At 53.8% G+C, this 25,850-nt stretch carries 27 protein-coding genes, 1 pseudogene and 1 riboswitch; of the genes and pseudogenes, 11 read left to right on the top strand and 17 right to left on the bottom strand.

Annotation, left to right across the window (positions count from 1 at the left end; genetic code table 11):
• Positions 1 to 47: 47 nt before the first annotated feature.
• A complete protein-coding gene (locus ACMGGE_RS03355; protein ID WP_420293349.1) occupies positions 48 to 506 on the top strand; it encodes a DUF986 family protein in 459 nt (152 codons plus the stop codon).
• Between the two features lie 198 nt (positions 507 to 704).
• Positions 705 to 894: riboswitch (yybP-ykoY riboswitch) on the top strand.
• Between the two features lie 10 nt (positions 895 to 904).
• The gene (mntP, locus tag ACMGGE_RS03350) at positions 905 to 1,471 is read left to right on the top strand and encodes a manganese efflux pump MntP (RefSeq protein ID WP_045908281.1); all 567 of its coding nucleotides are present in this window, start codon (positions 905 to 907) and stop codon (positions 1,469 to 1,471) included.
• Here mntP and rlmA read toward each other — a convergent pair.
• The 7 genes and pseudogenes from rlmA to mgrB all read right to left on the bottom strand — a co-directional run bounded on the left by rlmA (position 1,468) and on the right by mgrB (position 6,701).
• Entirely contained in the window at positions 1,468 to 2,283 is an 816-nt protein-coding gene (gene rlmA, locus ACMGGE_RS03345) for a 23S rRNA (guanine(745)-N(1))-methyltransferase (RefSeq protein ID WP_235403176.1), read from the bottom strand. The genes mntP and rlmA overlap by 4 nt on opposite strands.
• A gap of 65 nt (positions 2,284 to 2,348) precedes the next feature.
• A complete protein-coding gene (gene ftsI / locus ACMGGE_RS03340) occupies positions 2,349 to 4,067 on the bottom strand; it encodes a peptidoglycan glycosyltransferase FtsI (RefSeq protein WP_045908232.1) in 1,719 nt (572 codons plus the stop codon).
• Positions 4,068 to 4,286: 219 nt separating this feature from the next.
• The gene (gene cspE / locus ACMGGE_RS03335; RefSeq protein ID WP_001062678.1) at positions 4,287 to 4,496 is read right to left on the bottom strand and encodes a transcription antiterminator/RNA stability regulator CspE; all 210 of its coding nucleotides are present in this window, start codon (positions 4,494 to 4,496) and stop codon (positions 4,287 to 4,289) included.
• 13 nt (positions 4,497 to 4,509) lie between these two features.
• Positions 4,510 to 4,654, bottom strand: a pseudogene (locus tag ACMGGE_RS03330) (DUF2627 domain-containing protein).
• 525 nt (positions 4,655 to 5,179) lie between these two features.
• Entirely contained in the window at positions 5,180 to 6,169 is a 990-nt protein-coding gene (locus ACMGGE_RS03325) for an MBL fold metallo-hydrolase (protein WP_045908231.1), read from the bottom strand.
• Between the two features lie 23 nt (positions 6,170 to 6,192).
• Positions 6,193 to 6,483: a YebO family protein gene (locus ACMGGE_RS03320; RefSeq protein WP_024909723.1), complete on the bottom strand. Its 291-nt coding sequence runs from the start codon at positions 6,481 to 6,483 to the stop codon at positions 6,193 to 6,195.
• 74 nt (positions 6,484 to 6,557) lie between these two features.
• Positions 6,558 to 6,701: a PhoP/PhoQ regulator MgrB gene (gene mgrB / locus ACMGGE_RS03315; RefSeq protein ID WP_006175995.1), complete on the bottom strand. Its 144-nt coding sequence runs from the start codon at positions 6,699 to 6,701 to the stop codon at positions 6,558 to 6,560.
• A gap of 160 nt (positions 6,702 to 6,861) precedes the next feature.
• Here mgrB and ACMGGE_RS03310 point away from each other — a divergent pair, with 160 nt between their 5' ends.
• Complete coding sequence (locus ACMGGE_RS03310; RefSeq protein ID WP_045908230.1) at positions 6,862 to 7,101, top strand: YobH family protein; 240 nt, start codon at positions 6,862 to 6,864, stop codon at positions 7,099 to 7,101.
• Positions 7,102 to 7,167: 66 nt separating this feature from the next.
• Here the strand turns inward: ACMGGE_RS03310 and kdgR are convergent, their stop codons facing one another.
• A complete protein-coding gene (gene kdgR / locus ACMGGE_RS03305) occupies positions 7,168 to 7,959 on the bottom strand; it encodes a DNA-binding transcriptional regulator KdgR (RefSeq protein ID WP_023312208.1) in 792 nt (263 codons plus the stop codon).
• Positions 7,960 to 8,137: 178 nt separating this feature from the next.
• Here kdgR and ACMGGE_RS03300 point away from each other — a divergent pair, with 178 nt between their 5' ends.
• Positions 8,138 to 9,511, top strand: coding sequence for an MFS transporter (locus tag ACMGGE_RS03300; RefSeq protein ID WP_343666119.1), 1,374 nt, complete (start codon positions 8,138 to 8,140; stop codon positions 9,509 to 9,511).
• 50 nt (positions 9,512 to 9,561) lie between these two features.
• Here the strand turns inward: ACMGGE_RS03300 and htpX are convergent, their stop codons facing one another.
• The 4 genes from htpX to ACMGGE_RS03280 form a co-directional block, all read right to left on the bottom strand.
• On the bottom strand, positions 9,562 to 10,443 hold the full coding sequence (gene htpX, locus ACMGGE_RS03295) for a protease HtpX (RefSeq protein ID WP_014884290.1): 882 nt from the start codon (positions 10,441 to 10,443) through the stop codon (positions 9,562 to 9,564).
• 193 nt (positions 10,444 to 10,636) lie between these two features.
• The gene (prc, locus tag ACMGGE_RS03290) at positions 10,637 to 12,685 is read right to left on the bottom strand and encodes a carboxy terminal-processing peptidase (protein WP_025910096.1); all 2,049 of its coding nucleotides are present in this window, start codon (positions 12,683 to 12,685) and stop codon (positions 10,637 to 10,639) included.
• Between the two features lie 19 nt (positions 12,686 to 12,704).
• The gene (gene proQ / locus ACMGGE_RS03285; protein ID WP_014884292.1) at positions 12,705 to 13,391 is read right to left on the bottom strand and encodes an RNA chaperone ProQ; all 687 of its coding nucleotides are present in this window, start codon (positions 13,389 to 13,391) and stop codon (positions 12,705 to 12,707) included.
• A 96-nt stretch (positions 13,392 to 13,487) separates the two neighbouring features.
• Positions 13,488 to 13,985, bottom strand: a complete 498-nt coding sequence (locus tag ACMGGE_RS03280) for a GAF domain-containing protein (protein WP_008500476.1) — start codon at positions 13,983 to 13,985, stop codon at positions 13,488 to 13,490.
• A 132-nt stretch (positions 13,986 to 14,117) separates the two neighbouring features.
• On the opposite strand from ACMGGE_RS03280, the gene yebS reads away from it, so the two are divergent.
• From yebS to ACMGGE_RS03260, 4 genes are all read left to right on the top strand, one after another.
• Positions 14,118 to 15,401, top strand: a complete 1,284-nt coding sequence (gene yebS / locus ACMGGE_RS03275) for a membrane integrity lipid transport subunit YebS (protein WP_045908227.1) — start codon at positions 14,118 to 14,120, stop codon at positions 15,399 to 15,401.
• On the top strand, positions 15,370 to 18,003 hold the full coding sequence (locus ACMGGE_RS03270) for an MlaD family protein (RefSeq protein WP_420293348.1): 2,634 nt from the start codon (positions 15,370 to 15,372) through the stop codon (positions 18,001 to 18,003). Before yebS ends, ACMGGE_RS03270 begins: the two co-directional genes overlap by 32 nt.
• Positions 18,004 to 18,080: 77 nt before the next feature.
• Positions 18,081 to 19,523 carry a 16S rRNA (cytosine(1407)-C(5))-methyltransferase RsmF gene (rsmF, locus tag ACMGGE_RS03265; protein ID WP_420293347.1) on the top strand — a complete coding sequence of 481 codons (1,443 nt, stop codon included), beginning with the start codon at positions 18,081 to 18,083 and terminating at the stop codon, positions 19,521 to 19,523.
• Positions 19,524 to 19,629: 106 nt separating this feature from the next.
• Positions 19,630 to 19,869: a YebV family protein gene (locus ACMGGE_RS03260; RefSeq protein ID WP_008500472.1), complete on the top strand. Its 240-nt coding sequence runs from the start codon at positions 19,630 to 19,632 to the stop codon at positions 19,867 to 19,869.
• A gap of 34 nt (positions 19,870 to 19,903) precedes the next feature.
• On the opposite strand, the gene pphA is transcribed toward ACMGGE_RS03260, so the two are convergent.
• Positions 19,904 to 20,548 carry a protein-serine/threonine phosphatase gene (gene pphA, locus ACMGGE_RS03255; RefSeq protein WP_048223724.1) on the bottom strand — a complete coding sequence of 215 codons (645 nt, stop codon included), beginning with the start codon at positions 20,546 to 20,548 and terminating at the stop codon, positions 19,904 to 19,906.
• A gap of 166 nt (positions 20,549 to 20,714) precedes the next feature.
• Between pphA and ACMGGE_RS03250 the strand changes: the two genes are divergently transcribed.
• The gene (locus tag ACMGGE_RS03250; RefSeq protein ID WP_262766083.1) at positions 20,715 to 21,656 is read left to right on the top strand and encodes a VirK/YbjX family protein; all 942 of its coding nucleotides are present in this window, start codon (positions 20,715 to 20,717) and stop codon (positions 21,654 to 21,656) included.
• 304 nt (positions 21,657 to 21,960) lie between these two features.
• Here ACMGGE_RS03250 and ACMGGE_RS03245 read toward each other — a convergent pair whose 3' ends face one another.
• The 4 genes from ACMGGE_RS03245 to yobA form a co-directional block, all read right to left on the bottom strand.
• The gene (locus tag ACMGGE_RS03245) at positions 21,961 to 22,452 is read right to left on the bottom strand and encodes a hypothetical protein (protein WP_063621985.1); all 492 of its coding nucleotides are present in this window, start codon (positions 22,450 to 22,452) and stop codon (positions 21,961 to 21,963) included.
• A 654-nt stretch (positions 22,453 to 23,106) separates the two neighbouring features.
• Complete coding sequence (locus ACMGGE_RS03240) at positions 23,107 to 23,445, bottom strand: YebY family protein (RefSeq protein WP_048029434.1); 339 nt, start codon at positions 23,443 to 23,445, stop codon at positions 23,107 to 23,109.
• A 16-nt stretch (positions 23,446 to 23,461) separates the two neighbouring features.
• Entirely contained in the window at positions 23,462 to 24,331 is an 870-nt protein-coding gene (gene copD, locus ACMGGE_RS03235; RefSeq protein WP_420293346.1) for a copper homeostasis membrane protein CopD, read from the bottom strand.
• A gap of 1 nt (position 24,332) precedes the next feature.
• Positions 24,333 to 24,704: a CopC domain-containing protein YobA gene (yobA, locus tag ACMGGE_RS03230; RefSeq protein WP_048029432.1), complete on the bottom strand. Its 372-nt coding sequence runs from the start codon at positions 24,702 to 24,704 to the stop codon at positions 24,333 to 24,335.
• A 137-nt stretch (positions 24,705 to 24,841) separates the two neighbouring features.
• Here yobA and ACMGGE_RS03225 point away from each other — a divergent pair, with 137 nt between their 5' ends.
• Both ACMGGE_RS03225 and ACMGGE_RS03220 read left to right on the top strand, forming a co-directional pair.
• Positions 24,842 to 25,072 (top strand): DNA polymerase III subunit theta, encoded by a 231-nt coding sequence (locus ACMGGE_RS03225; protein ID WP_008500465.1) that lies wholly within the window; start codon positions 24,842 to 24,844, stop codon positions 25,070 to 25,072.
• A gap of 110 nt (positions 25,073 to 25,182) precedes the next feature.
• Positions 25,183 to 25,833, top strand: coding sequence for a carbon-nitrogen hydrolase family protein (locus tag ACMGGE_RS03220; protein ID WP_048223735.1), 651 nt, complete (start codon positions 25,183 to 25,185; stop codon positions 25,831 to 25,833).
• Positions 25,834 to 25,850: the final 17 nt, after the last annotated feature.

The following is a 25,850-nucleotide window of genomic DNA, read 5'->3' as shown; positions in this document are numbered from 1 at the left end:
GCTATAGGCCGGGGGCTTGCCCCCGGTTTTTTTTATCTGGAGGATGAATGACTGTCACGGACATCGTACTGGTTTTATTTGTTGTTGCCCTTCTGGCTTACGCGATCTATGACGAGTTCATTATGCCCGGCCGTCACGGCGAGACGCTGCTCTCCCTTCCCCTGCTACGACGCGGCCGCGTGGATGCCTTTATCTTCGTGGGTCTCATCGCCATTCTTATTTACAATAACGTCACCAGCCATGGTGCATTATTAACCACATGGTTATTATGTGCGCTGGCATTAATGGCGATTTATCTGTTCTGGATCCGCACGCCAAAAATCATTTTTAAATCCCACGGATTCTTCTTCGCCAATGTATGGATAGAATATAACCGTATTAAAGAGATGAATTTATCCGAAGACGGCGTGCTGGTGATGCAATTAGAACAACGTCGCCTGCTTATTCGGGTGAAGAATATTGATGACTTGGAAAAGATATACAAGTTACTCGTTAAAACTCAATGAGTTAGATATATAGCAACGGCTATATCCTGTGTTTATTTTGCGCAAGAAATATAGCCGAAGCTATATCCCCACCGCTAATTTGAACGCTATTTGTTAACGATATTTTCACGATTAAAGACAAATGAAAATCGTTATCAACAAACGTTTTAAATAATGCCTTTTCATTGTTGTTTTATATTCTCAAAATATGTTAAGGTTGCGCCCGTCGTTGGGGAGTAGCCGATTTCCTGTTCGCAGGAAATGTACGTGTCAACATACTCGTTGAAAAACGTGGCACGTACGGATCGCTTACCGCACATCTTATGTGCATTGCGATCAGGCGAGACCATAGATACATCAACTGCTGTTTACTGGGGGCAGTGATGTGTCATATGGATATCCCCGGTCTGGACGCTGTTATGAATATCTCCGCTACGATCCTTCTCGCTTTTGGCATGTCCATGGACGCCTTCGCTGCTTCCATCGGAAAAGGCGCCACGCTACACAAACCTAAATTCTCAGAAGCCCTGCGTACCGGCCTGATTTTTGGCGCTATCGAAACACTGACCCCGCTTATCGGCTGGGGACTTGGCATGCTCGCCAGCCAGTTCGTGCTGGAGTGGAACCACTGGATTGCCTTCGTCCTGCTGGTGTTCCTCGGAGGCCGAATGGTCATTGAAGGTTTTCGCGGCGGTGATGATGAACACGAGGAGCCGCAGCATCGCCACGGCTTCTGGCTGCTGGTCACCACGGCCATTGCCACCAGCCTTGATGCGATGGCCGTTGGTGTGGGTCTGGCATTTCTGCAGGTCAATATTATCGCCACCGCGCTGGCTATTGGCTGTGCAACCCTGATTATGTCCACACTGGGCATGATGGTCGGACGGTTTATCGGCCCGCTGCTGGGTAAACGCGCCGAGATCCTCGGGGGGATTGTGCTGATTGGCATTGGCGCCCAGATCCTCTGGGCACACTTCGCCGGTTAATCTTCGCGCTGCCAGATGTGGATGCTGAAGTCCGTCTGGCAGCGAAATGTTGAATGTGCCGCCAGCGTTTCCCACACCTCCGGTTTTGCCCGCCACGCGAACGGCGTCATCTGCAATAACGCGACGGCCTCTTCCCCTTTCAGCGTCATTTCGTACGCCACTGATTCCGCCTGCTTCAGGGTAAAACCGCCCAGCTGTTCTGAATGCGGGGCATGCAGACGCACTTCGTCGTAGATCAGCCCTTTCAGCTCCATCAGATGACGCGGGCCTGGGGTCACGGTGACCACCCATCCGCCCGGCTTCACCACGCGCGCCAGCTCCTCTGCCTTACACGGCGCGTAGATACGGATAACCGCGTCCATGCTGGCATCGTCAAACGGCAGCCGGTGGCTGGACGCCACGCAGAACGTCACGCCGGTATAACGCTTTGCCGCCGCGCGTATGGCCACTTTCGACACGTCCAGACCGAATGTCTGCGCGCCCTTCTCACGAGCAACCTCCGCAAACCGTGCGGTGTAGTATCCTTCCCCACAGCCGATATCGAGCATGGCGGTGGCTGAAGCAGGCAGAATATCATTGAGCATCTGCGTGACGGCCTCCCGCAGCGGCAGATAGTGTCCGGCATCGAGAAACGCGCGGCGCGCCCGCATCATCTCAGCACTGTCGCCAGGATCGCGGGAACGCTTATGCTGTACCGGCAGAAGATTCACGTAGCCTTCTTTTGCCCGGTCAAACTGATGCCCCTGCGGGCAGGTATACCGTTTGTCTGAGTGCGTCAGGGGGGCGTGGCAAAGGGGACAGCTGAAGGACATGGCAACTCCGGAGCATAATCAAAGGGCGAAGTGTACCGCTATTCGCCCCTGTTATAAACGCCCGGTTAGCGCATGACGATAAGGTGATCGGATCCCGCCGGTAATCCGTCAGGTTTGATATTCTCCAGACGCAGCACGTTACCCATAATCTCACTGAAGACAGGGGCAGAGACGGCCCCGCCGTAGTAAGCTCCGTTTTGCGGATCGTTAATCACCACCACCAGGGCAAAACGCGGATTGCTGGCAGGGGCAACCCCCGCCGTGTAGGCGACGTATTTATCGACATACTTCCCGCTATCATCAATTTTCTTCGCCGTACCGGTTTTCACCGCCACCCGGTAATCACGCACGGCAGCCTTAACGCCTCCGCCACCCGGCAGCGCAACGCTCTCCATCATGTGCTCCACTTCATGGGCAATCTCTTCCGGCATGACGCGATGCCCGATAACGGGGGGATCGATGCGGGTGATCGAGAGCGGACGCTCAAGCCCGTACCCACCAATCGTGGCGTAGACGTGGGCCAGCTGGAGCGGCGTAACCATCAGCCCGTAGCCGAAGGCAAAAGTCGCGCGATCGAGCTGGCTCCAGTATTTACGCTGTGGCAACAGCCCCGAGCTTTCCCCCGTTAAGCCAAGCCCCGTATTGGTGCCAAAACCAAAGTTTCGATAGGTATCGATGAGATGCTGGACAGGCATCGCCAGCGAAAGTCGGGAAACGCCGGTGTCGCTCGATTTTTGCAGGATCCCGGTCATCGTCAGCTCAGGGTAAAAGCCCACGTCGCGAATGCGATGCCCGTCAAGGGTATACGGGTGGGTGTCAATCACGCTGTCCGGCTGGACCAGCCCCTGCTGCAGGGCCGTCATCAGCACCAGCGGCTTGACGGTCGAACCAGGTTCGAACGTATCGCTGATTGCGCGGTTGCGAAAATCGTTTATCGTCGCCCCTTCACGATTATTGGGGTTAAAATCCGGGTAGCTCGCCATGGCGAGGATTTCCCCGGTTGGGATATTAATGAGCACCGACGCCCCCGACTCGGCCTTGTTCCAGGCCACGGCATTGTCGAGCGCATCTTCGGTGATGGTTTGTAGCCGCTCGTCAATACTTAACTGGATGTTATGCGCCGGTGCGGGCGCAATTTCGGTCAGGTTTTCAACCACACGTCCATAGCGATCTTCCCTTACCTGACGCACACCCGGCTTGCCGGTGAGTTGCGCGTTGAAGCTCTTTTCCACACCTTCGATGCCCTGCCCGTCAATATTGGTGAAGCCAATCAGGTTCGCTGCCACATGGCCAGCAGGATAAAAACGGCGGGACTCATCGCGCAAATTGATGCCGGGCAGATTCAGTTTGTCGATCCACTTTGCCTGCGCAGGATCGACCTGACGGGCAAGGTAAATAAAACGGCCCTGTGGGTTGGCGTTGATGCGTGCCGAGAGTGTGCCGAGGGAGAGATGCAGCGCGCTGGCCAGCGCCTGCCAGCGCTCATCAAGGCCGACGCCCCCTTTTGCCAGCACCGTTTTAGGATCGGCCCAGACGGCCTGGACAGGCACGCTCACCGCCAGGGGGCGACCCTCACGATCCATTATCATACCGCGCGGCGCATCAATCGCCAGCTGACGGAGGGATCGCATATCCTCCTGCTTCACCAGATTGTCAGGCTTGATGATTTGCAGCCAGGCAACGCGCCCCAGCAGAAAAGCCAGACTACAAAAAATAGCTAAACAGAGCAGAGCAAAACGCGCCGGCGTGAAATTTCCAGTTGCTGTTATCAATGTCTTCTTCACCTGAACCCCAGGGCTGTAAAACAACGCCCTGATTTAACGGGAAAAGACGGCGAGAAGGTGGCGAAACAGTGCTACTAACCTCGCAGCTTTGCAACAAGTTACTAACAAGACCGCGGATGGTAATATTTTGAAAGATAAGGGACATAAAAAAGCCCCGCGACAGGCGAGGCTTTATGTCTGAGAGTGAAGTGCCAGGCACTTCAGTCAGCAGCGGTTCGATCAGATAGCAGTTACGTTAACTGCAGCTGGGCCTTTCTGGCCGTCCTGAATTTCGAACTCAACGTTCTGGCCTTCAGCCAGAGTTTTGAAGCCGTTACCCTGGATTGCAGAGAAGTGTACGAACACGTCTTTGCTGCCGTCAGCAGGAGTAATGAAACCAAAACCTTTAGACTCGTTGAACCACTTAACTTGACCTTTAATCTTTGCCATTTTGCAAAATTCCTTAGAGTGTTTTCTTAGCCCGCAGGCATTAACTGAGATAAAACTGAGACATTACTGCATGAGGCACTAATATAAGGTTCGGCAGAGAAGCGGTATTCAACGACAACGTGTTTACTCAGGACTTCTTTACTGAAAATGCCACACATAAACAGAACTGTACCTCGTTTGACCCAAAACGTGTTATCACACACTATGTTTAATATGGCAAGCCATTTTTAAACATGTCTCGATCCGCCGCACAAATTCGAACAGTGCCTGTCAGGTTTTGCACAATTATGCGCATCACGTACAGACAGCCCTGCTGCGTAACAAAGACCCAGCGTTGCTTTCACAACCGCTGTAATCTAAGACTTTTTTAACATAGCTCAATCATTACGAACCGTCCAGCAAACAGGAAAAGAAATCTTACGTCTTGATTGAGTTAGAACAATTTGTGAAAACTTATGCTTAAATCATTGTAACGCGACCAAATTGTTTCAGAGAAAAAACAGTGTTAATAACCCGCGCCCAGCTGTATTAAAATGCACCAGCGAATAAACAGCGTTATGCACCAAAATAATGAAATTTTTATGACTCTGCATCAAAAGAAGGCAAGCAAAACGTTTCGATAAAAATAAAACATTCCTGCGCGCGTTTACATCAACAATATATGCAACAATTTATCGCTTCGTTTATAAGGATAAATATTCACCAATTTTCAGTATCCTGAAAGAATGGTTAACTGGTGCTAAATTATCGAGTGCGTGAGTTAACTCCTGCACAGGTTCATCTAAGGATTCATCTGCCAGTTCAAACACGCCCCAGTGAATAGGGAACGCCAGAGGTGAGCCCAGTTGCTGCCACAATGCCACCGCAGATTGCGGATCCATATGATGGACAGCCATGAACCATCGTGGGGCATAGGCACCAATCGGTAACGCGGCGGCATCTATCTGGCCCAGGCGTTCAGGAATCAACAGCAGCTCAGGTGAATAACCGGTATCACCGCTGAACCAGAAGCGGTGATGCCGTCCTTCCATCACCCAGCCGCACCATAAGGAACGATTGCGGTTCCATGGCGTGCGCATGCTCCAGTGCTGTGCCGGTACGGCGGTCAGCGTCATCCCCTGCCAGGTGAAACTCTGCCACCAGTCGAGTTCGACCACGCGTTTTGCTCCCCGGCGACGAAACCAGTCGGCGAGGCCCAACGGAACAAAAATACTGACGTCGGGAAAGCGTTTGAGGATTCGGCGAAGGGTTGCGTCATCAAGATGATCGTAATGATTATGGGAAATGACGACCGCATCCAGCTGATGAAGTTGCTCGACAGACAGTACGGGGGGTGTCTTACGCTGGGGTCCCAGGAAAGGAAGCGGAGAAGCGCGTCGAGAAAACACCGGATCGGTAAGGATGATATTGCCGTCCAGCTGCAGCAACACGCTCGCGTGTCCGAGCCACCATACCCCATCTTCCTGAGGTTGCGTAAGCTCAACCGGTTGCCACCACTGGCGGATAAAGTCTTCATAACCCAGCGCGGGCGGCTTCGGTAATCCGGCCTCTTTACGCGCTTTACGCCAACGGTCAAGGTCGCCGGGTTGATGTCCGACAGGATCGGTATTACAAAAACCGTTTGGGGTGTGATGTTTCAGGGAGGGGTCATACCAGGGATTTTTCCAGACCACAGCCACCTCCCAGGACAAAAAGATTAACGCTCAGCCACCAGGCGGATAAAGTCGTCTTCGTCTTTGTTATCTTCAGCGACCGCGTCTTTCGGCGCGTCTTTCTCTTCCGGTTCGTTAGCCTCACACAGACGGCGTAGCAGCGCATTCTGACGTTTTTGCTGATCGAGCAGCGCTTCCAGCAGTTCGATCTGCTCGTTAGTACGGGAACTGGCGCGGTTCACGAAAAACCAGATGACCAGCCCCACAAGCAGAACCACCAAAGAAATCATCAGGGATGCTATATTCAGCAGCCCTGAATTCAGTAACTCACCCATTTCACCACCTCAATAAAAACGTCTATTTTACCACTGGCGCGAAGGAAGGAAATCACGTTGAGAAAAAATGTCTATTACCACGGAATAAACTTATTTATTGCGCAAACGCCGCTAAAAAACTGTACATCCTGATCGCACATCACATTGATCGTCTGCGTCCATAACACCACGCACGCAATCAGCACGATAATCAGAATTACCCAGCGTATTTTTTTCACTCCACACTCCGTCTAAGGACCTGATGTAACGAGATTATCACGCTTATCTTAAACAAGGACTAACTGTGCCTCCATCGCGCTTTTTTCAGAATCCTGCACTTGTTTCATCACGTAAACGCTTTACGCTAGCATTACGATAACAACGATAAAAGAGGTAATGATGCGATTCATCATTCGAACAATTATTGCACTGGCCCTTGTCTGGATTGGCCTTCTGTTAACGGGCTATGGCGTGCTCGTGGGGAGCACCGAAAACGCAGCCGGGCTAGGCATTCAGTGTAAATACCTCACAGCACAGGGAATGAGCACTGCCCAGTATCTGCATACTGACAGCGGGATCGTTGGCTTAACCCACTGCCCTGTACTGCGTAAAACATCCGTCGTGATTGATAATGGCTAATCAGCCAGGTGAATGACATACAAAAAACGCCGCATCAGATGCGGCGTTTTTTTCTACCAGTAGGGATTAAAACGGGTAGTCGTGATATCCCATCTGTTCAGAAATTTTCCGTGCCGCAGTGTGCAGAATAGCCACATACTCATGCAGACGCTCTTCGGAGAAGCGTAAGGTTGGGAAGGAGATACTCAAGCCCGCGATCACCACGCCAAAGCGGTCAAATACCGGAACGCCGATGCAGCGCAGCCCCTCTTCCTGCTCTTCGTTATCTTCGCCATATCCCTGCTCGCGCACGCGGTCAAGCACCGTCAGCAGCGCATCCGTGCTGGTAATGGTTCGTGAGGTACTTTGCTTGTATTCCACGCCTTCAAGGATCTGCTTCACTTCCTCGCGATCGCGCCACGCCAGCAGAACTTTACCAATGGCGGTACTGTAGAGCGGGTTGCGTCGACCAATGCGCGAATACATGCGCAGATTGTACATGGAGTCGATTTTATGGATGTAAACGATGCTGTCTTCATCCAGCGCACCGAGATGAATGGTCTCTTTGGTCAGGCGAGAGATTTCACGCATCTGAATGTCAGCGCTGCGGATCAGGTCAACATTTTGTAGCGCACGCGCACCCAATTCAAACAGCTTAAGCGTCAGAGAATACTTTTCAGATTCGCCTTCCTGCGCAACGTATCCCAGGGACTTCATGGTTTGCAAAAAGCGATAAACGGTGCTTTTTGACATCATCACGCGCTGCGACAGCTCTGTAATACCTATTTCACGCTCTTCTCCAAGCGCCTGTAAGATGCCAAACACCTTCAGCACGGAAGAAACAGAATCTGGCTGTTTATCCAAATCCGCAATAGCCATTTACCACCTCATAGCGAGTGTTTTATAAAAATCAGAACCGGTTTTTATTATAAGTTCCCGTCATGTCACCTGCAATCAATCCGCGTTTACTTCGTTACAAATCTGCGACATATCGCGGCTGTAACAATGCTAAAATAGTTACCCTGAGAATAATTTCACGCTGAGCTTTTTACTCCTGATGGAAAAAAATCTTTCTGATGGCCTGCCATTACCCCAACGGTATGGCGCAATAGCGACCATCATTATCGGTATCTCAATGGCCGTCCTTGACGGCGCGATTGCAAACGTTGCCCTGCCAACCATCGCCAGCGACCTGCATGCCTCACCCGCCAGTTCGATTTGGATTGTTAACGCCTACCAGATTGCGATTGTGGTGTCACTGCTCTCGTTCTCTTTCCTCGGCGATATGTTCGGCTACCGCCGGGTATATCAGTGCGGCCTGGTGGTTTTCACTTTTACCTCCCTGCTCTGTGCCCTTTCAGATTCACTGCATACCCTGACGCTTGCGCGTATTGCGCAGGGTTTTGGCGGCGCGGCGCTCATGAGCGTAAACACGGCGCTGATCCGCTTAATTTATCCGCAGCGTCATCTGGGGCGCGGAATGGGGATAAACTCGTTTATTGTCGCCGTCTCTTCTGCCGCCGGGCCAACCATTGCGGCGGCGATCCTCTCCGTTGCGTCATGGCAATGGCTGTTCGCCATTAACGTGCCGCTGGGTATCGTCGCCATCTTTTTTGCTCTGCGCTTTCTTCCCGCTAACGGCTCCAAAAGCAGCATGCCGCGCTTCGACGTGGCAAGTGCGGTGATGAATGCTCTGACCTTCGGCCTGCTGATTACGGCGCTGAGCGGCTTTGCCCAGGGACAATCTCTGGTGCTTACCGCCGCGGAGCTCATCGCCCTGCTGGCGATCGGCTTCTTCTTTGTACGCCGCCAGCTCACCCTGCCAGTTCCTTTGCTGCCCGTTGACCTGCTGCGTATTCCCCTCTTTTCGCTCTCCATCTGCACGTCTGTCTGCTCGTTCTGCGCCCAGATGCTGGCTCTGGTCTCCCTGCCCTTCTTTCTGCAGAGCGTAGTTGGCCGTTCAGAAGTGGAAACCGGGCTGCTGCTCACCCCCTGGCCGCTGGCGACGATGGTGATGGCACCGCTGGCAGGTTATTTAATTGAACGCGTTCATGCCGGTTTATTGGGCGCTTTGGGGCTGACGGTGATGGCGACAGGCCTTTTCGCGTTAGCATTGTTGCCCTCGTCGCCTTCGGATCTGGACATCATCTGGCGCATGATCCTCTGCGGTGCAGGGTTTGGCCTGTTCCAGTCCCCCAATAATCACACCATTATCACCTCAGCGCCGCGGCATCGCAGCGGTGGGGCAAGCGGTATGCTGGGAACCGCGCGTCTGCTGGGCCAAAGCAGCGGTGCGGCACTGGTCGCCCTGATGTTTAACCTTGCCGGACAAAACGGTAACCACCTTGCGCTCCTCACCGCAGGCGCCCTTGCCACCCTCGCGGCGGTCGTCAGTGGCCTGCGGGTGACCCAGCCCAGGGTTCAGGCATAAAAAAAGCCGGGCGGAGTGTTCTCCCGCCCGGCTTTTTGTATTTTGTTGCGTTACTTCAGGTATTCCCCACTGCGCAGCGCTTCAATACGCTTATCCAACGGCGGGTGAGACATAAACAGCTCGCTCAGCGATTTAGATTTACCGTTAATGCAGAAGGCCATCATGCTGTTCGCTTCCTGCGGCTCGTAGGAGGTTTTCAGACGCTGCAGCGCGGCAATCATCTTCTCACGACCAACCAGCTTCGCAGAGCCGGCATCCGCGTGGAATTCACGGTGACGGGAGAACCACATGGTGATGATGCTGGCCAGAATACCGAATACCAGTTCCAGAACCATCGACACGGCAAAATAGATCAGCGGGTTGCCGTTGCTCTCTTCACCTTCGTCGCGGTTGCCGCCCATGAAGCCCGCGGCAATCTGCGCCAGAATACGGGAGATAAAGATCACGAAGGTGTTTACCACGCCCTGAATCAGGGTCATGGTCACCATGTCACCGTTAGCGATATGGCTAATTTCGTGGGCGATAACCGCTTCGGCTTCGTCACGGCTCATGTTCTGCAGCAGTCCGGTGCTGACAGCAACCAGTGACGCATCGCGACGGGCACCCGTGGCGAACGCGTTGATATCCGGAGCATGGTAAATGGCCACCTGCGGCATGGCGATCCCGGCCTGACGGGACTGCTGAGCCACCGTATTCATCAGCCACTGTTCCATATCGTTACGGGGTTGCTCAATGACCTCACCCCCTACCGATTTCAGTGCCATCCACTTCGACATCAGCAGGGAGATGAACGAGCCACCAAAACCAAACAGCAGCGCCATAATCAACAGACCCTGAACGCTGCTCGACTGAATTCCTGTCAGGCTTAGCACGAGCCCGAAAACCACCATCACCGCCAGGTTGGTGAGCAGGAAGAGCGCGATTCGCATCATAATTTTCTTTTTACCTCAGTTTAACAAAACGCACTATGCGATTACCCACATCGTATGGGTATTGCGGCTATTTTCAAGCATCCGGCGGGCGTAAGTCACCAGAAAGACACAACTTTACACAATTGAAAATCTGACTGACGGAAGGATAAAGTACAAAAAGAAACAGGCACAATGTCTTGTGCCTGTTGGGAGGTTATTTTGCCGGAGCGGGCTGTACGGCAGGTTTCTCTTTTTCCTGATTCGCCAGGTCGAGAGCGATATGCACCGTCTCGTCGAGATACGGATCCGGCTCCTGGTAATCTTTTGGCAGATCGTCCAGTTTCTTGAGCAGAGGCTTGCCTTCACGCTTGAAGCGATCGTTGATACGCGCCAGGCGGGTTGCATCGTCTTCGTTGTTCTCTTTTTCACGCTGAGCGTAGTTCAGAGAAACAATATTCCGCTTATCCTTCAGAGCATTGAATCGCGCAATGTCCTTCATGATGTACTGGAACTCCGGATCTTTCGCGATGCGGTCGTTATGCGCCTTCAGCAACTCAGGGCCAAACTGCGTCATATCACCCGCTTTCACGTAGGTCGCGGCATTGATGCTGTCCCACGGCAACGCGTTATCTTCAAACTTCTCGCCGGTTTCCGTCTCCTGAGTGCCAGTCGGCATGATGATGTCCGGCGTGACGCCCTTACGCTGCGTACTGCCGCCATTTACGCGGTAGAATTTCTGAATGGTGTACTGAACCGAGCCCAGCGCAGGCCATTCCGGACGCAGCATCTGATCGTAAATACGATTCAGAGAGCGGTACTGCTGAACAGTGCCTTTCCCGAAGGTTGGCTCACCGACGATCAGCGCGCGGCCGTAGTCCTGCATGGCTGCGGCAAAGATCTCAGACGCGGAAGCGCTGAAGCGGTCAACGAGAACAACCAGCGGGCCTTTGTAGTAGACCACACCGTCATTGTCCGCATCTTCGCGCACTTTACCGTTGTTATCGCGCACCTGAACCACCGGGCCAGATGGGATGAACAGGCCAGAGAGAGAAACCGCTTCCGTCAGCGCCCCGCCGCCGTTACTGCGCAGGTCGATGATGATGCTGCTGACGTTCTGCTTTTCAAGCTTCTGCAGCTGAACTTTCACATCGTCAGTCAGCCCGACGTAGAAGCCAGGAATATCCAGGACGCCCACCTTCTCTTTACCCACGGTTTTCACCGACATTTTCACCGCGCGGTCTTCCAGACGGATACGCTCACGGGTCAGGGTAACGATACGGGTTTTGGTGCCTTTTCCGGCTGGCAGAATTTCCAGACGAACCTTGCTGCCTTTCGGACCTTTGATCAGCGCAACCACGTCATCAAGACGCCAGCCGATCACGTCGACCATGTTCTGGCCGGTTTGTCCCACACCCACAATACGATCGCCTACGCTAATCGCTTTGCTTTTAGATGCCGGGCCACCCGCGACCATCGAATTGATCACCGTGTAATCATCGTCCATCTGCAGCACCGCGCCGATACCTTCCAGAGACAGGCTCATTTCGGTATTGAACTGTTCGGTGTTGCGTGGTGAGAGATAGTTGGTGTGCGGATCGATTTCGTGCGCAAAGGCCGTCATGGCCAGCGAGAAGACATCCTCACTGTTGGTCTGGGCCAGGCGACGAATGGCAAATTTGTAACGACGCGTCAGCGTGTCACGGATCTCTTTTTCGTCTTTGCCGGTGAGCTTAAGGCTCAGTTCGTCGTATTTAACTTTGCCGTCCCACAGCGCATTCAGCTCGGCTTCATCTTTTGGCCAGGGCGCTTTGCTGCGGTCCAGATTGAAGGTGTCGTTGCCGGTGAAGTCCATTGGACGTTCCAGCACTTTCAGCGCGTACTGATAGCGTTCGAAGCGGCGCTTTTGCGACAGGTTGTAGAGATCGTAGAACAGATCCAGCTTGCCTGAACGCAACTCGTCACCCACCTCGGATTTTCGCTTAGCGAACTGCTCGACATCGCTGGCGAGCAAAACGTTATGGCTGTAATCCAGCAAGTTCAGATAGCGGTCAAAGATTTTGGCCGAAAAGGCCTGATCGAGATCGAACTGACGATAGTGCGAACGGGTGAAACGTGAGGTCACGCGCTCGCTCACCGTCGCGTGCTGCGTCTCTTCCTTGAGTACCGGAATTTGATCAACACGCGTGATATCGTCCACTGCAAAAGCGTGACCTGTTATAGCAAACAGACCCGCCAGCGCGGTGAGCTTAAAAAAAGTGTTCATGCCAGGCTTGGCCTCCGTTTCAGAACAACAAGTGTTCTGCGCGTACAATCATTGACATACCAGAAGTCAGCTGTACACGAACGCCATCTTTGGTGATTTCCAGTACGGTGGCGTCCATAGCATTGTTACCCGCTTTTACCTTCAGTGCCTGACCCACGCTCAGGGCGTTAATGTCAGAAACCGGCGTATGGCGCGGCTCTTCACGAGGCGCACGTGGGGCTTTTGCTGCTGGTTTGTCTGCACGCGGTTTGCGATCGTTATTATCGTGACGACGCGGCGCAGGGCGTGGTTTACGCTCACGACGAGGCGCTTCTTCCTGGCCGTTTGCCGCGGCGGCTTCGCGTTTTTTCGCTTGCTGTTCCGCACGTTGTGCCTGAACGCGTGCTTTGGCTTCTTCCAGCTGCTTGCGCGCATGCTCAACGTGCTGCTCGTCAAGCTCACCGCAAGGGTTGCCGTCGAGATCCACGCGAGTCGCGCCAGGTTTGATACCGTACAGGTAACGCCAGCTCGAAGTATAAAGACGTAAGGCGGAACGCAGCTGAGTTTTGCTGAGGTTCATTTCCCCTTCAACACGCGCCACCAGATCCTGAAAAATACCGACTTTCAGGGGACGAGCTTCGCCTTCCGCGCTGAAGCACTGCGGGAAACGCTCGGCCAGAAATGCGATAACTTCTTTACTGCTATTCAACTTAGGTTGATTTTCCATGAAATTTCCTGATTACAACGGACGTTGCCAACAAGCGCAGGCATGAACAGGCGTCATTATAATGACGCTATCAGTAAATGCTACGTTATCCGTTGATTATCCTGCGACGCTCGCAAAGAATTTTTGATAATCGGTTGCTGCGAGTACGTTTTCCAGATTCGCCACCAACTCGCGCAGCCCCTGTTCGTCCTCGGTTGTAAAGCGACTGAAGACCGTACTGTCGATGTCCAGAACGCCAATAATCTGATTTTTGACCACCAGCGGCAGAACGATTTCAGAATTACTGGCAGCATCACAGGCAATGTGTCCGTCAAACGCATGAACGTCTTCCACACGCTGGACCTGATTCTCGGCCACCGCCGTGCCGCATACGCCACGCCCAACCGGGATACGCACGCACGCCAGCTTTCCCTGGAACGGACCGAGCACCAGCGTTTCACCTTCCAGAAGGTAAAAGCCCGCCCAGTTTACGTCAGAGAGACGTTCAAACAGCAATGCGCTAGTATTTGCCAGAGTGGCTAAGAAGCTGGTCTCACCCGCCATCAATGCCTTAAAATCGCGGTTCAGATCCGCGTAGAATTCTGTTTTGTTCATTATTCAATCACTTAGTTGTCTTACAAAATTACCGCATAGCCTATTAAAATAAGCATTAAATGCGCTCATGCTCAAGATGAATCCGTTCATGAGTTATTATAACTTTCAACAATACTTATTTGTGCGCAGCTGATGGCCTTAAAAACAACCAAAATTACGCCGACGAGAAAGATAACTGTCCATACGGTAAGCGAAGCTTTGCCTCGTGCACATTATCAGCGTTGCCCCCAGTGCGATACGCTTTTTATGTTGCCGAAGATGAAATCGCACCAAAGTGCCTTCTGTCCCCGCTGCGACGCCAAAATTCGCGATGGCCGCGACTGGTCGTTGACCCGCCTCGCCGCCATGGCCGTCACCATGCTGCTGCTGATGCCCTTCGCCTGGAGCGAACCGCTGCTGAAGCTCTATCTGCTTGGCGTGCGCATTGATGCTAACGTGCTGCAGGGTATCTGGCAGATGACCCGTCAGGGCGATCCCATCACCGCCGCGATGGTGCTGTTCTGCACCGTGGGCGCACCGCTGGTGCTGGTTGCCGCCATTGCCTATCTCTGGTTTGGCAATATTCTTGGCATGAACCTTCGCCCGGTACTGCTGATGCTGGATAAGCTCAAAGAGTGGGTCATGCTGGATATCTATCTGGTCGGCGTGGGCGTTGCGTCCATAAAAGTCCAGGACTACGCCTTTTTGCAGCCCGGCATCGGACTCTTTGCTTTCATCTGTCTGGTGTTGCTGAGCATCCTGACGCTGATCCACCTGAACGTTGAGCAGCTCTGGGAGCGTTTTTACCCTCAGCGCCCCGCCACGCGCCCCGATGAAAATCTGCGCGTCTGTCTGGGATGCCACTATACCGGGTTGCCCGACCCGCGCGGACGCTGCCCGCGGTGCCACATTCCATTACGGCTGCGGCGCAACAACAGCCTGCAAAAATGCTGGGCCGCGCTGATCGCCTCCCTGGTGTTCCTGATCCCCGCCAATATGCTGCCGATTTCCATCATTTACGTGAATGGCGGACGTCAGGAGGATACTATCCTCTCCGGGATTATCTCCCTTGCGCACAGCAATGTCGGAGTGGCGGCGATCGTCTTTATTGCCAGTATCCTGGTTCCCTTTACCAAAGTGGTGGTGATGATTACCCTGCTCATCAGCATTCACTTAAAGTGTGAACAAGGTTTACGGACACGCATTCTGCTTCTGCGATTCGTCACCTGGATTGGCCGCTGGTCAATGTTAGATTTGTTCGTGATTTCGCTGATGATGTCGCTCATCAATCGCGATCAGTTACTTGCTTTTACAATGGGACCCGCGGCTTTTTATTTCGGCTCTGCGGTGATATTGACTATTCTTGCTGTGGAATGGCTGGATAGCCGCTTACTTTGGGATGCACATGAGTCAGGAAACCCCCGCTTCGCCGACTGAAGCGAGAATTAAAACAAAACGCCGCATTTCGCCATTCTGGTTGCTGCCCGTCATCGCCCTGATGATTGCAGGCTGGCTTATCTGGACAAGCTATGAAGATCGCGGGAGTACAGTCACCATTGATTTCCAGACCGCCGACGGCATCGTCGCCGGACGAACGCCCGTTCGCTTCCAGGGGGTTGAGGTCGGTACGGTTCAGGATATCTCCCTTGGAAAAGGGCTGAATAAGATTCAGGTGCGGGTCAGTATCAAATCTGACATGCAGGATGCCCTGCGCAGCGAAACACAGTTCTGGCTGGTGACGCCAAAAGCCTCTCTGGCCGGTGTCTCCGGGCTGGATGCGCTCGTGGGCGGGAACTATATTGGCATGATGCCGGGCAAAGGCGAGCCGCAGGATCACTTTGTTGCGCTGGATACGCAGCCCAAATACCGTCTTAATAACGGCGATTTGATGATTCATCTCCAGGCGCCGGACCTCGGTTCCCTGAACAGTGGCTCCCTGGTCTATTTCCGTAAGATCCCGGTTGGCCGCGTGTACGATTACTCGATTAACCCGAACAAACAGGGCGTCACCATTGATGTGCTGATCGAGCGTCGCTTCACCAATCTGGTGAAAAAGGGCAGCCGCTTCTGGAACGTGTCCGGCGTGGATGCCGACCTCAGCCTGAGCGGCGCCAAAGTGAAGCTGGAAAGTCTGGCCGCCCTGGTGAACGGCGCCATTGCCTTTGACTCCCCGGAAAACTCGAGCCCTGCCACCGCTGATGACACGTTCGGATTGTACGCCGACCTGGCGCACAGCCAGCGCGGCGTGATCGTCAAACTTGCCCTGCCCGATGCTAAGGGGCTAAAAGCGGGTTCAACGCCGCTGATGTATCAGGGTCTGCAGGTCGGCCAGCTCACCAAAATGACGCTCAACCCGGGCGGGTCGGTCACCGGCGAAATGACGGTCGATCCGAGCGTGGTCGATCTCCTGCGCGAGAAAACGCGCATCGAAATGCGCAGTCCAAAGATCTCGCTGAACGATACCAGCCTCAGCACGTTGTTGACCGGCAATACCTTTGAGCTGATCCCGGGTGAAGGACAGCCCAGCAACAGCTTCGTGATTGCTCCGGCGGATAAAGCTCTGTTGCAAAAACCGGGCGTGGTGACGGTTACCCTGAATGCGCCTGAAAGCTATGGGATTGAAGCCGGTCAGCCGTTGATTTTACACGGCGTGCAGGTGGGACAGGTGCTGGAGCGCAAGCTCTCCGCGGAGGGGGTGCAATTCTCCGTCGCCATCGACCCGCAATACAGAGACCTGGTGCACGGTGACAGTAAATTCGTGGTGAACAGTCGCGTCGACGTGAAAGTGGGTCTGGACGGCGTGGAGTTTCTCGGTGCCAGCGCCAGCGAATGGGTCAACGGCGGTATCCGCATTTTACCGGGGGATAAAGGCCCCGTGCGCGACAGCTACCCGCTGTATGCCAACCTGGAGAAAGCGATTGAAAACAGCCTGAGCGATCTTCCTACCACCACGCTGACGTTAAGCGCCGAGACCCTGCCGGACGTTCAGGCGGGCTCCGTGGTGCTGTATCGCAAGTTTGAAGTCGGGGAAGTGATTACCGTACGCCCGCGTGCCGACGCCTTTGATATCGAACTGCACATCAAGCCGGAGTACCGCAAGCTGCTGACGCCAAACAGCGTCTTCTGGGCCGAAGGCGGCGCGAAAGTTCAGCTTAACGGCAACGGACTGACCGTGCAGGCCTCTCCGCTGTCACGCGCGCTGCGGGGGGCGATTAGCTTTGATAACCTCAGCGGTGCGGGCGCGAATCTGCGCAAGGGCGATAAACGTATTCTCTTCCCGTCCGAGACCGCCGCCCGCGCCGTGGGGGGGCAGATTACCCTCCACGCATTTGACGCCGGTAAGCTGGCGGAAGGCATGCCCATCCGCTATCTGGGTATTGATATCGGGCAGATCCAGAAGCTGACGCTGATCACCTCGCGTAACGAGGTGCAGGCCACCGCCGTACTTTACCCGGAATATGTGCAGACCTTTGCCCGGACGGGTACGCGCTTCTCGGTGGTCACGCCGCAGATCTCGGCCGCGGGCGTTGAGCATCTCGACACCATTTTGCAGCCGTACATCAACGTGGAGCCAGGCCAGGGCAATGCCCGTCGTGATTTCGAGCTGCAGGAAGCCACGATCACCGACTCGCGCTACCTTGGCGGCCTGAGCATCGTGGTGGAAGTGCCGGAAGCGGGCTCGCTGAGCATCGGCACGCCTGTACTGTTCCGCGGTATTGAAGTAGGTACGGTCACGGGCCTGACGCTCGGTACGCTCTCCGACCGCGTAATGGTGGCGTTGCGCATCAGTGAACGCTACCAGCACCTGGTACGTAATAACTCGGTATTCTGGCTGGCATCCGGCTATTCGCTGGACTTTGGCCTGACGGGAGGCGTGGTGAAAACCGGCACCTTCAACCAGTTCATTCGCGGTGGCATTGCCTTTGCCACTCCGCCGGGGACGCCGCTGGCGCCGAAAGCGCAGCCGGGTAAACAATTCCTGCTGCTCGAAAGCGAACCGAAAGAGTGGCGCGAATGGGGAACCGCCCTGCCGCGTTAATCTGCAAGGCTCCGGTGTCAACGCACCGGAGCCTTTATGTTACACTGCGCACCTGAACTTTTCCCTGTGGTGTGCCCGTGGCTCAAAACTCCGTATTTCTTCCTGAACAATTCCTGGCGCAGATGCGCGAGGCGCTTCCTTCTCACCTGTCGTTAGACGATTTTATCGCCGCCTGCCAGCGTCCGTTACGCCGGAGTATTCGCGTCAATACGCTGAAAATCAGCGTCGAAGATTTTCTGGCACTGGTCTCGCCGTACCGCTGGCAGCTTACGCCGGTACCGTGGTGCGCAGAGGGGTTCTGGATCGAGCGCGATGACGAAGACGCCGTGCCGCTGGGAAGCACCGCGGAACATCTGAGCGGTCTGTTCTATATCCAGGAAGCCAGCTCAATGCTGCCGGTGGCTGCCCTGTTCGCAGAGGGCAACGCGCCCGATCGCGTGATGGATGTGGCCGCGGCGCCTGGCTCAAAAACCACGCAAATTGCCGCCCGCATGGGTAACCGCGGTGCGATCCTCGCCAACGAGTTTTCCGCCAGCCGCGTGAAGGTGTTGCATGCCAACATCAGCCGCTGCGGTATTCATAATGTTGCCCTGACGCACTTCGACGGGCGCGTGTTTGGCGCCGCCTTGCCGGAAGCCTTCGACGCCATCCTGCTGGACGCCCCCTGCTCCGGCGAAGGGGTGGTGCGTAAAGATCCCGATGCGTTAAAGAACTGGTCCGTGGAAAGCAACCTTGAGATCGCCGCCACGCAGCGGGAGCTGATCGAGAGCGCATTCCATGCCCTGCGCCCTGGCGGCACGCTGGTCTATTCAACGTGCACCTTAAACCGCGATGAAAACGAAGACGTCTGCCTGTGGCTGAAAGCGCATTACCCGGATGCGGTCGAGTTCCTGCCGCTCGACGAGCTGTTTGCCTCAGCACAGGAGGCGGTCACCCCTGAGGGTTTCCTTCATGTGTTCCCACAGATTTACGACTGCGAAGGCTTCTTTGTGGCGCGTCTGCGTAAAACACAGGCAGTTGCTCCCCTGCCCGCACCTAAATTCAAGGTCGGCAACTTCCCGTTTGCCCCCCTCAAAGGTCGCGATGCAGCACAGCTTGTCGCCGCCGCCGAAAAAATTGGCCTGGTCTGGGATGAGAGCCTGCGCCTCTGGATCCGTGATAAAGAGGTATGGCTGTTCCCGGCTGAGATCGAACCGCTCATCGGAAAGGTCCGTTTTTCCCGAATCGGGCTCCGCCTGGCGGAAGTGCATAATAAAGGCTATCGCTGGCAGCATGAGGCCGTCATCGCCCTTGCCGGGCACGAAAATGCCTTTGCCCTGACGCATCAGGAAGCCGAAGAGTGGTATCGTGGTCGCGATGTCTATCCTGACAGCACGCCATCAGGCGATGAAGTGATCGTGACGTATCAGGGATACCCGCTCGGGCTGGCAAAAAAAGTCGGTTCACGACTGAAAAACAGCTATCCGCGCGAGCTGGTTCGCGATGGACGGCTGTTTACCGGTAACGATCGCACGGCCTGAAAAAAAGCGCATTTTTTTACTGGCGATTTTGCTCTCCTTGTCTACGATCAAAAATGGATGACCGCACTGGTCATACCAGATTTTGACAACCGACCCGGAGAGCACTATGACGAAAACCAGCGTGCGTATTGGCGCTTTTGAGATCGACGACGCAGAGCTGCGCGGCGAAGCACAAGGCGATCGAACGTTAAGTATTCCCTGCAAATCCGACCCGGATTTGTGCATGCAGCTTGATGCATGGGATGCAGACACCAGCGTCCCGGCAATACTTGATGGTGAACACTCTGTCCTTTACCGTGAGCATTACGATAGTAAAACCGATGCCTGGGTCATGCGTCTTGCCTGACCTAAAGAGAACCCGCCCGAAGGCGGGTTATTTATTACTGCAGCTGTGCCAGCGTAAAGTAACCGTCAAATACGGCGCCCGTATCAATGTAGTGAAGATTGTCAAAATCATACCTTCTGTCGACGGGCGTATGTCCGAACCAGAAATGATCCGCACCGCTGATGCCCTGCCCTTTGCCCACCATAAACCCCATCAACCGATCGCGGTCCCATAAAACGCGATGGGCACTGACCGGTTTTTGCCAGCAGTATTCCGCTGCCGGATAATCCGCATGGGCAATCACGTTCAGACCGTTCGCACAGGTTATCTCAATGATATGCGGTAAATCGCGACAGGCCTCGAGCAACGACAGCGCAAGCTGTTGCTGGTCGCGTTCAAGTTGCGCAAACCACATTCCGCCATTCATCATCCAGAGAGAAAAATCGTTATTATCCAGACCGTCGAGCGCCATTTGCTCATGGTTGCCCCGGACGGCACGAAACCATTTTTCATGAATTAGCTGCAGGCATTTCACGCTATCAGGCCCACGATCGATCATATCCCCAACGGAAATAAGCAAATCCTCATACGGGTTAAAATGACGGCGTTTAAGCTCCTCCATAAGCCACTGATAACAGCCATGTATATCGCTGACAACCCAGACATGACGCCACATCCCACCTTCAATTCGCTGATACATAGCCCCTCCTGTTAACAGTATAGCCGCCGCAGAAAATGCAACAGACGGGCGTGGTCCTCACGAAGTGAAACAAACGGTAAACCAAACAGAAATAAAGATCCTCGCGCTATTAATCCCTTTTTCCTGGCTCTTTAGAATAAAGGGAGAAAAAAAGAGGGGTCTTCACGTGTCTAATACGCACCTGCATAACGATGTTTTCTATCCGCATCGCACAAATATTATTTCCGAGCTGGTGAACGGCAAACGCGTCCCGGGACCGATCTGGCGCAAACGCGAATATCGCCTGAAGTTCCTGTTACGTTCGCTGGTGTTCTGGTCTTCTACCCATCGAATGCTGGAGGCGCTTTCTGGTCGCGACGATTTCGACAAACTGCTGGCCTCTCAAATTACATTGCCAAGCAAAACCCACCGGCAGTACCTGATGCGCGGTTTGACGGCTAACGATCGCGCCGACGCGATCGTTAGCCATTATTACTGGATTGATAGCCTGAAAGAGAGCTGCCTCGCCCAGGCCCTGACCAGCCCGCAGGAGCAACCCGTTGCGCAGTTCCATGCAAAAGACGGTGTTATCTATACGGTCAATGCGTCCTCTGCGGGAAAAGCCGAGCGTGAAGGTGAAAGCACGCTGTGGCTTCGCGACAACGAGGATACGCTGCTGGCCAGCCTGACCTTTAGCGTCGCACGCAGCAATGGTCAGCAAGTCATGGTCATTGGCGGGCTTCAGGGTCCCCGTCGCAGCGTAACGCGTGACGTGATTAAACAGGCCACCCGCGCCTGCCACGGCTTGTTCCCAAAGCGCGTGTTGATGGAAGTGCTTTTCCAGCTGGCTGCACAGTCCTCTGTCCGGGCGATTTTTGCCGTCAGCGATGAGGGCCACGTATTCCGCGCGTTGCGCTATCGCCTCAGCAAAGGCCGCCATTTCCACGCCAGCTATGATGAATTCTGGGCATCTCTGGACGGTAAAAAACTCTCCGCTTTCTGCTGGCAGCTGCCGCTGCAAATGGCACGCAAATCCCTTGAAGAGATCGCCAGTAAAAAACGCGCTGAATACCGCCGTCGCTTTGAGCTGCTTGATGAAATCGAGGCGTCGGTTAAGTCGCACTTTTAGACCCCGCACCCACTTTGTTGAATTGCTATAGAAAAATTAACAAGGCAGGCAAACGGGCTGAATTTAGCTATGTCGTGTTGTGAATTACAAAAAAGTTCTTAAGGGATGCTCTGTATCGTAAAGGTAGTGTTCGAAACGATTTCTTTTACGCCACAATTAACCTTCTACCATTCAAAGAGTTAAGCATTAAAAACCCGTCAAATACGGGTTTTAATGCTTACCAATACATCCATTCGGTCTGAATGTCGGTGTACGCTGAGTTCCAAAATATTATCGAACTGAAGAACAAGCAGAGAGCTTTAATTCAGTTACATGCTTTTGCATAAAGTTCATTAAATGCTTTGATCTGAGATCGAACTTCATCGACCAGAAATTTATCATCAGTTGCGTAAGCTATCGGTCGTCGTGAATACTTGAAGCCTAGAACCAAATGATATGGTTCGGCAGCAATAAAACGAGCACCTATTTTTCGGCCTAGTTGAGTCTCACCAGAGAGAATGCCGCAAACATAGGGATGCCCTTCAGAATGATGTAATGACATTTCTGTAAAAGAAACTGGCTTGGTTGTATCTAAGTCGCTGTCACAGAGACCAATCATCATTTTCCTTGTTTGCTTATCTTCAAAATTTCTTGCTAGCTGCTCTTTGAACACATTGCAACTATCAGGATTTCCTGCCCCGCGCTTAAAGAATTCAATCACTGCAGGTTTTACAGCTTCAAAATTGTATTGTTCTTGAGCATGACTGCCTTGGGCCACGGTTAAGAGTATAAACAGGAGTAAATTCTGTGTTTTCATGGACGCCATTCCCTAAAAATATCTCTTAACATATCGGCAGATTTTGGATTTACCCAACTTATTTTATCCATATGTTCGAACCCCGCTCTGCGGAGAAAGAAAACCTGGACCGCTAACTCCTGACTGTCTTCCCCGGGCGTTCGAGAGATAAGGGATTCACCCGGGTTGAAATTCTGACCTAACTCGCCACCTTTACATGAGAGCAGAAGCCTCGCGAACAGACCCTATGAAAAGGAGCGCGGAGAGGAGTTTGCTCAATGCTTGCTCGGCCACAAAAATTTAACAATGACCAAAAAATACCTGGACGTACGCGGTGCAGATTATGTTATGGTTTAGACAGGATATGGAGTATTCGAGTAATTTTCTGGGCATTTCGGGTAAAGACCGAAAAACGCTTGAGAAACAAATAGATAAAAAGAGACCGAATACGATTCCTGTATTCGGTCCAGGGAAATGGCTCTTGGGAGAGAGCCGTGCGCTAAAAGTTGGCATTAATGCAGGCTAAGTCGCCTTGCCTTTTAAGAATAGATGACGACGCCAGGTTTTCCAGTCCACAGCTAAAGCGGTCGGAAAAAAAGCGCCAGAGCATCATAAAATGTGAAAAACCGCAGTGCTTTCGCAAGCATCTGCGGTTTTTTATTGGAAACCTGAACGTTAGCAGAGCTTGTCGGCGCGCTCGATAAACGGGGCCAGACTCATTTTCTGGCCCGGATTCGCCGGGTCATCGATCTGAATAATGCTAATCGGCTGGCCGCTGCTCTTTCCGCTGGCCACCTGCTGCTCGGCGGTTTCATTTAACGGGTATTGCACCAGCGTGCTCGGGTTGATGGCATACAGCGCATGGCCCGGACGGCAGGTCAGCATCACCTCTTCGCGGTTGAACGCCCATTTATCCTTACCCACTTCAAAACGGCTGACGGTGATAACCTGCGGTGCGGCTAACGCGCTCCCCGTGCAGGCCAGCAATATGAGAGAAAGTACTGTCTTTTTCATATGATATTTAACCTTGTCAGAAGGGTTCCCAGGTGGCGAACAGACTGACCGTTGCCAGTACCAGCGCCCCCAGCACCACTTCTGCCTGTGTCATCCTGATAAAAATCTGTTGTGCTCGCCCGGTCTCCGGACGAAACCGTGGCACCAGAAAATACCGATTTGCCAGCGCAATTACCACCATCAACGCCACCAGCGCACATTTGAACAACAAAAACTGCACGTAGTCAGCCTGCCAGGGAATATGGACGCCCAGTATCATGAGCACATTGATCGCTCCGCTGAGCAGCACGCCCGCGACCGCATAATGGCCCACGCGCGAGAAGCGCATCATGGTATAGATGGCGGCATTCTGCCAGCGCCCTTTCGCCAGACGCATACAGAACAGCAGGGGCAGTAATCCGCCAAGCCAGGTAGCAGCACAGATCAGGTGAAACGCGTGATTAAGGCGCTGCAACGCTCCCATCGGACCGTCGTTCATCGCCGCGTGCCCTACTCCCGCCAGCAGGATAAGCTGGCCCATGGCGAGCAGCAGCAGCCGCGAACCTTTCAGCGGCGCGAGCCATGCTGCAGCGACCGTCATCACAGCAAGAATTATTTGCCACAGCCAGACGCCGCCAAACTGTGTCCTCATCACGCCGTACCAGACCTGCGGGGCAAACACATCTCCCCAGCCGTTACCCATCAGTCCGCCCTGAAGCATAAACATCAGGAGTGCAGCCGCCAGGCTCACTAAGGCCGCCACTTTCTGCTGCAGCTGGAAACGCCGGGACATCAGCCGCTGGAGGGAGGAAGGCGCAAACCAGACGCTGTAAAGCGCGTTGCCAAAAACCAGCATCAGCGCCCCGAAATGGACAAAGCGCAACCCGATATAACACAGCGCCAGCATGCTATTTCACGCTAAAGTGATAGCTGCCTTTGGTTTTATGACCGTCTACAGAGACGACATGCCAGTCCACCTGGTACGTCCCTGACGTCAGCGTTTGTTCCAGCGGAACGGTGAGTTGCGCCTTGTTCTTTTCGTCTCGCGTAGCGGTACCCGTTTTGATGACCTGCTTTTGTGCGTCCGTCACCACCACACCGCTAAATCCCGGTTCGATGCCTTCTGAAAAATGCAGTGTAAGTGCCTGCGGAGCGCTCACCACACTGTCCGCTGCCGGGATCGGCTGCTTAAGGTGCGCATGCGCCAGCGCGGAGGAGGTCATCATTGTAGAGGTCAGAAAAACCAGTGCGCATACCGCGCGGGAAGCGGAGAAACCCATCGCAATCATTCCTTTTTGTTATGTCTGTATGCTAAAGAATAACGCTGTATAATAAACGAGTCGAGGAACATCCTGCCTCCGCTTGTCATCGTCGTGCAATCGCGGTAACGTTGCCGCCGCAGAAAAAGGAGAAGGTAATGAAGATCAATCTGGCCGCCCTTCCACAGGACGAGATGGATAAAGTGAATGTCGATCTCGCTGCCGCTGGCGTCGCGTTCAAAGAGCGTTACAACATGCCTGTCGTGGCTGAAGTCGTTGAACGGGAACAGCCCGCCCATCTGCGCGACTGGTTTCGCGAAAGACTCATCGCCCACCGTCTCGCCTCGGTTAACCTCTCCCGTTTACCGTACGAACCTAAAGTTAAATAAGCTTAACGAGCCGTTACACTTCCTTACGCTGAATCTGGCAGGATAAGAAAACCCTGATAAATTTAGGTGTATTCTTAAATCTCTGCGACTCAGTGTATAAGGAAGTCACGATGTCACATTGGAATATAGCGGCAGCCCAGTATGGTGGGCAGCATCAGAGTGTCGATGACCATATCACGCACCACCTGCGCTTCATCGCCGAAGCAGCACGGCAGCGGTGCGATCTGCTGGTGTTCCCTGAACTCTCATTAACAGGCTCGGGTACCACGACGCTACCTCCCCCACCCGATGACGCGCAGCTGGAACCGCTGCTGGACGCGGCGCATTTTTACCGGATTACCGTGATTGCCGGGCTCCCCCTGGAACGGAACGGTCAGCGCCAGAAAGGCCTCGCGCTCTTCACGCCCGCCCGTCACCGCATCCTGCGCTACCCGCAAGGTAGCGGTGCCAGCCTGGTGCCGGGGGAAAAACAACTTAGCATTATTGATGCGCATGCCGATTCCCCCAATCTCGATCCCAGAGCGTCGCTGTTTACCAGCAGCCAGTCCGTGGAGGATCACCGCTGGCGGCAATCCATCAGTACCCTGCAGCGCTTCGCGCATAAATATGCCATTGCGGTGCTGATGGCGAACGCCTGCGGCGGTAGCGCGCTGTGGGATGAAAAAGGCCAGCTGATCGTCCGCGCCGATCGGGGCGAGCTGCTGTTGACCGGCACGCTCGGCGGAGAGGGTTGGCAAGGCGATATCATTCCTTTAGGCTAGGCGTTTTAAGCTCAGGA

This window comes from Enterobacter sp. BNK-22 (assembly GCF_048684805.1).
In the GTDB taxonomy this organism is placed as follows: Bacteria; Pseudomonadota; Gammaproteobacteria; order Enterobacterales; family Enterobacteriaceae; genus Enterobacter; species Enterobacter quasiroggenkampii.
Note: the sequence above shows the minus strand (reverse complement) of the source record. Positions and strands in the feature narration are given on the sequence as shown.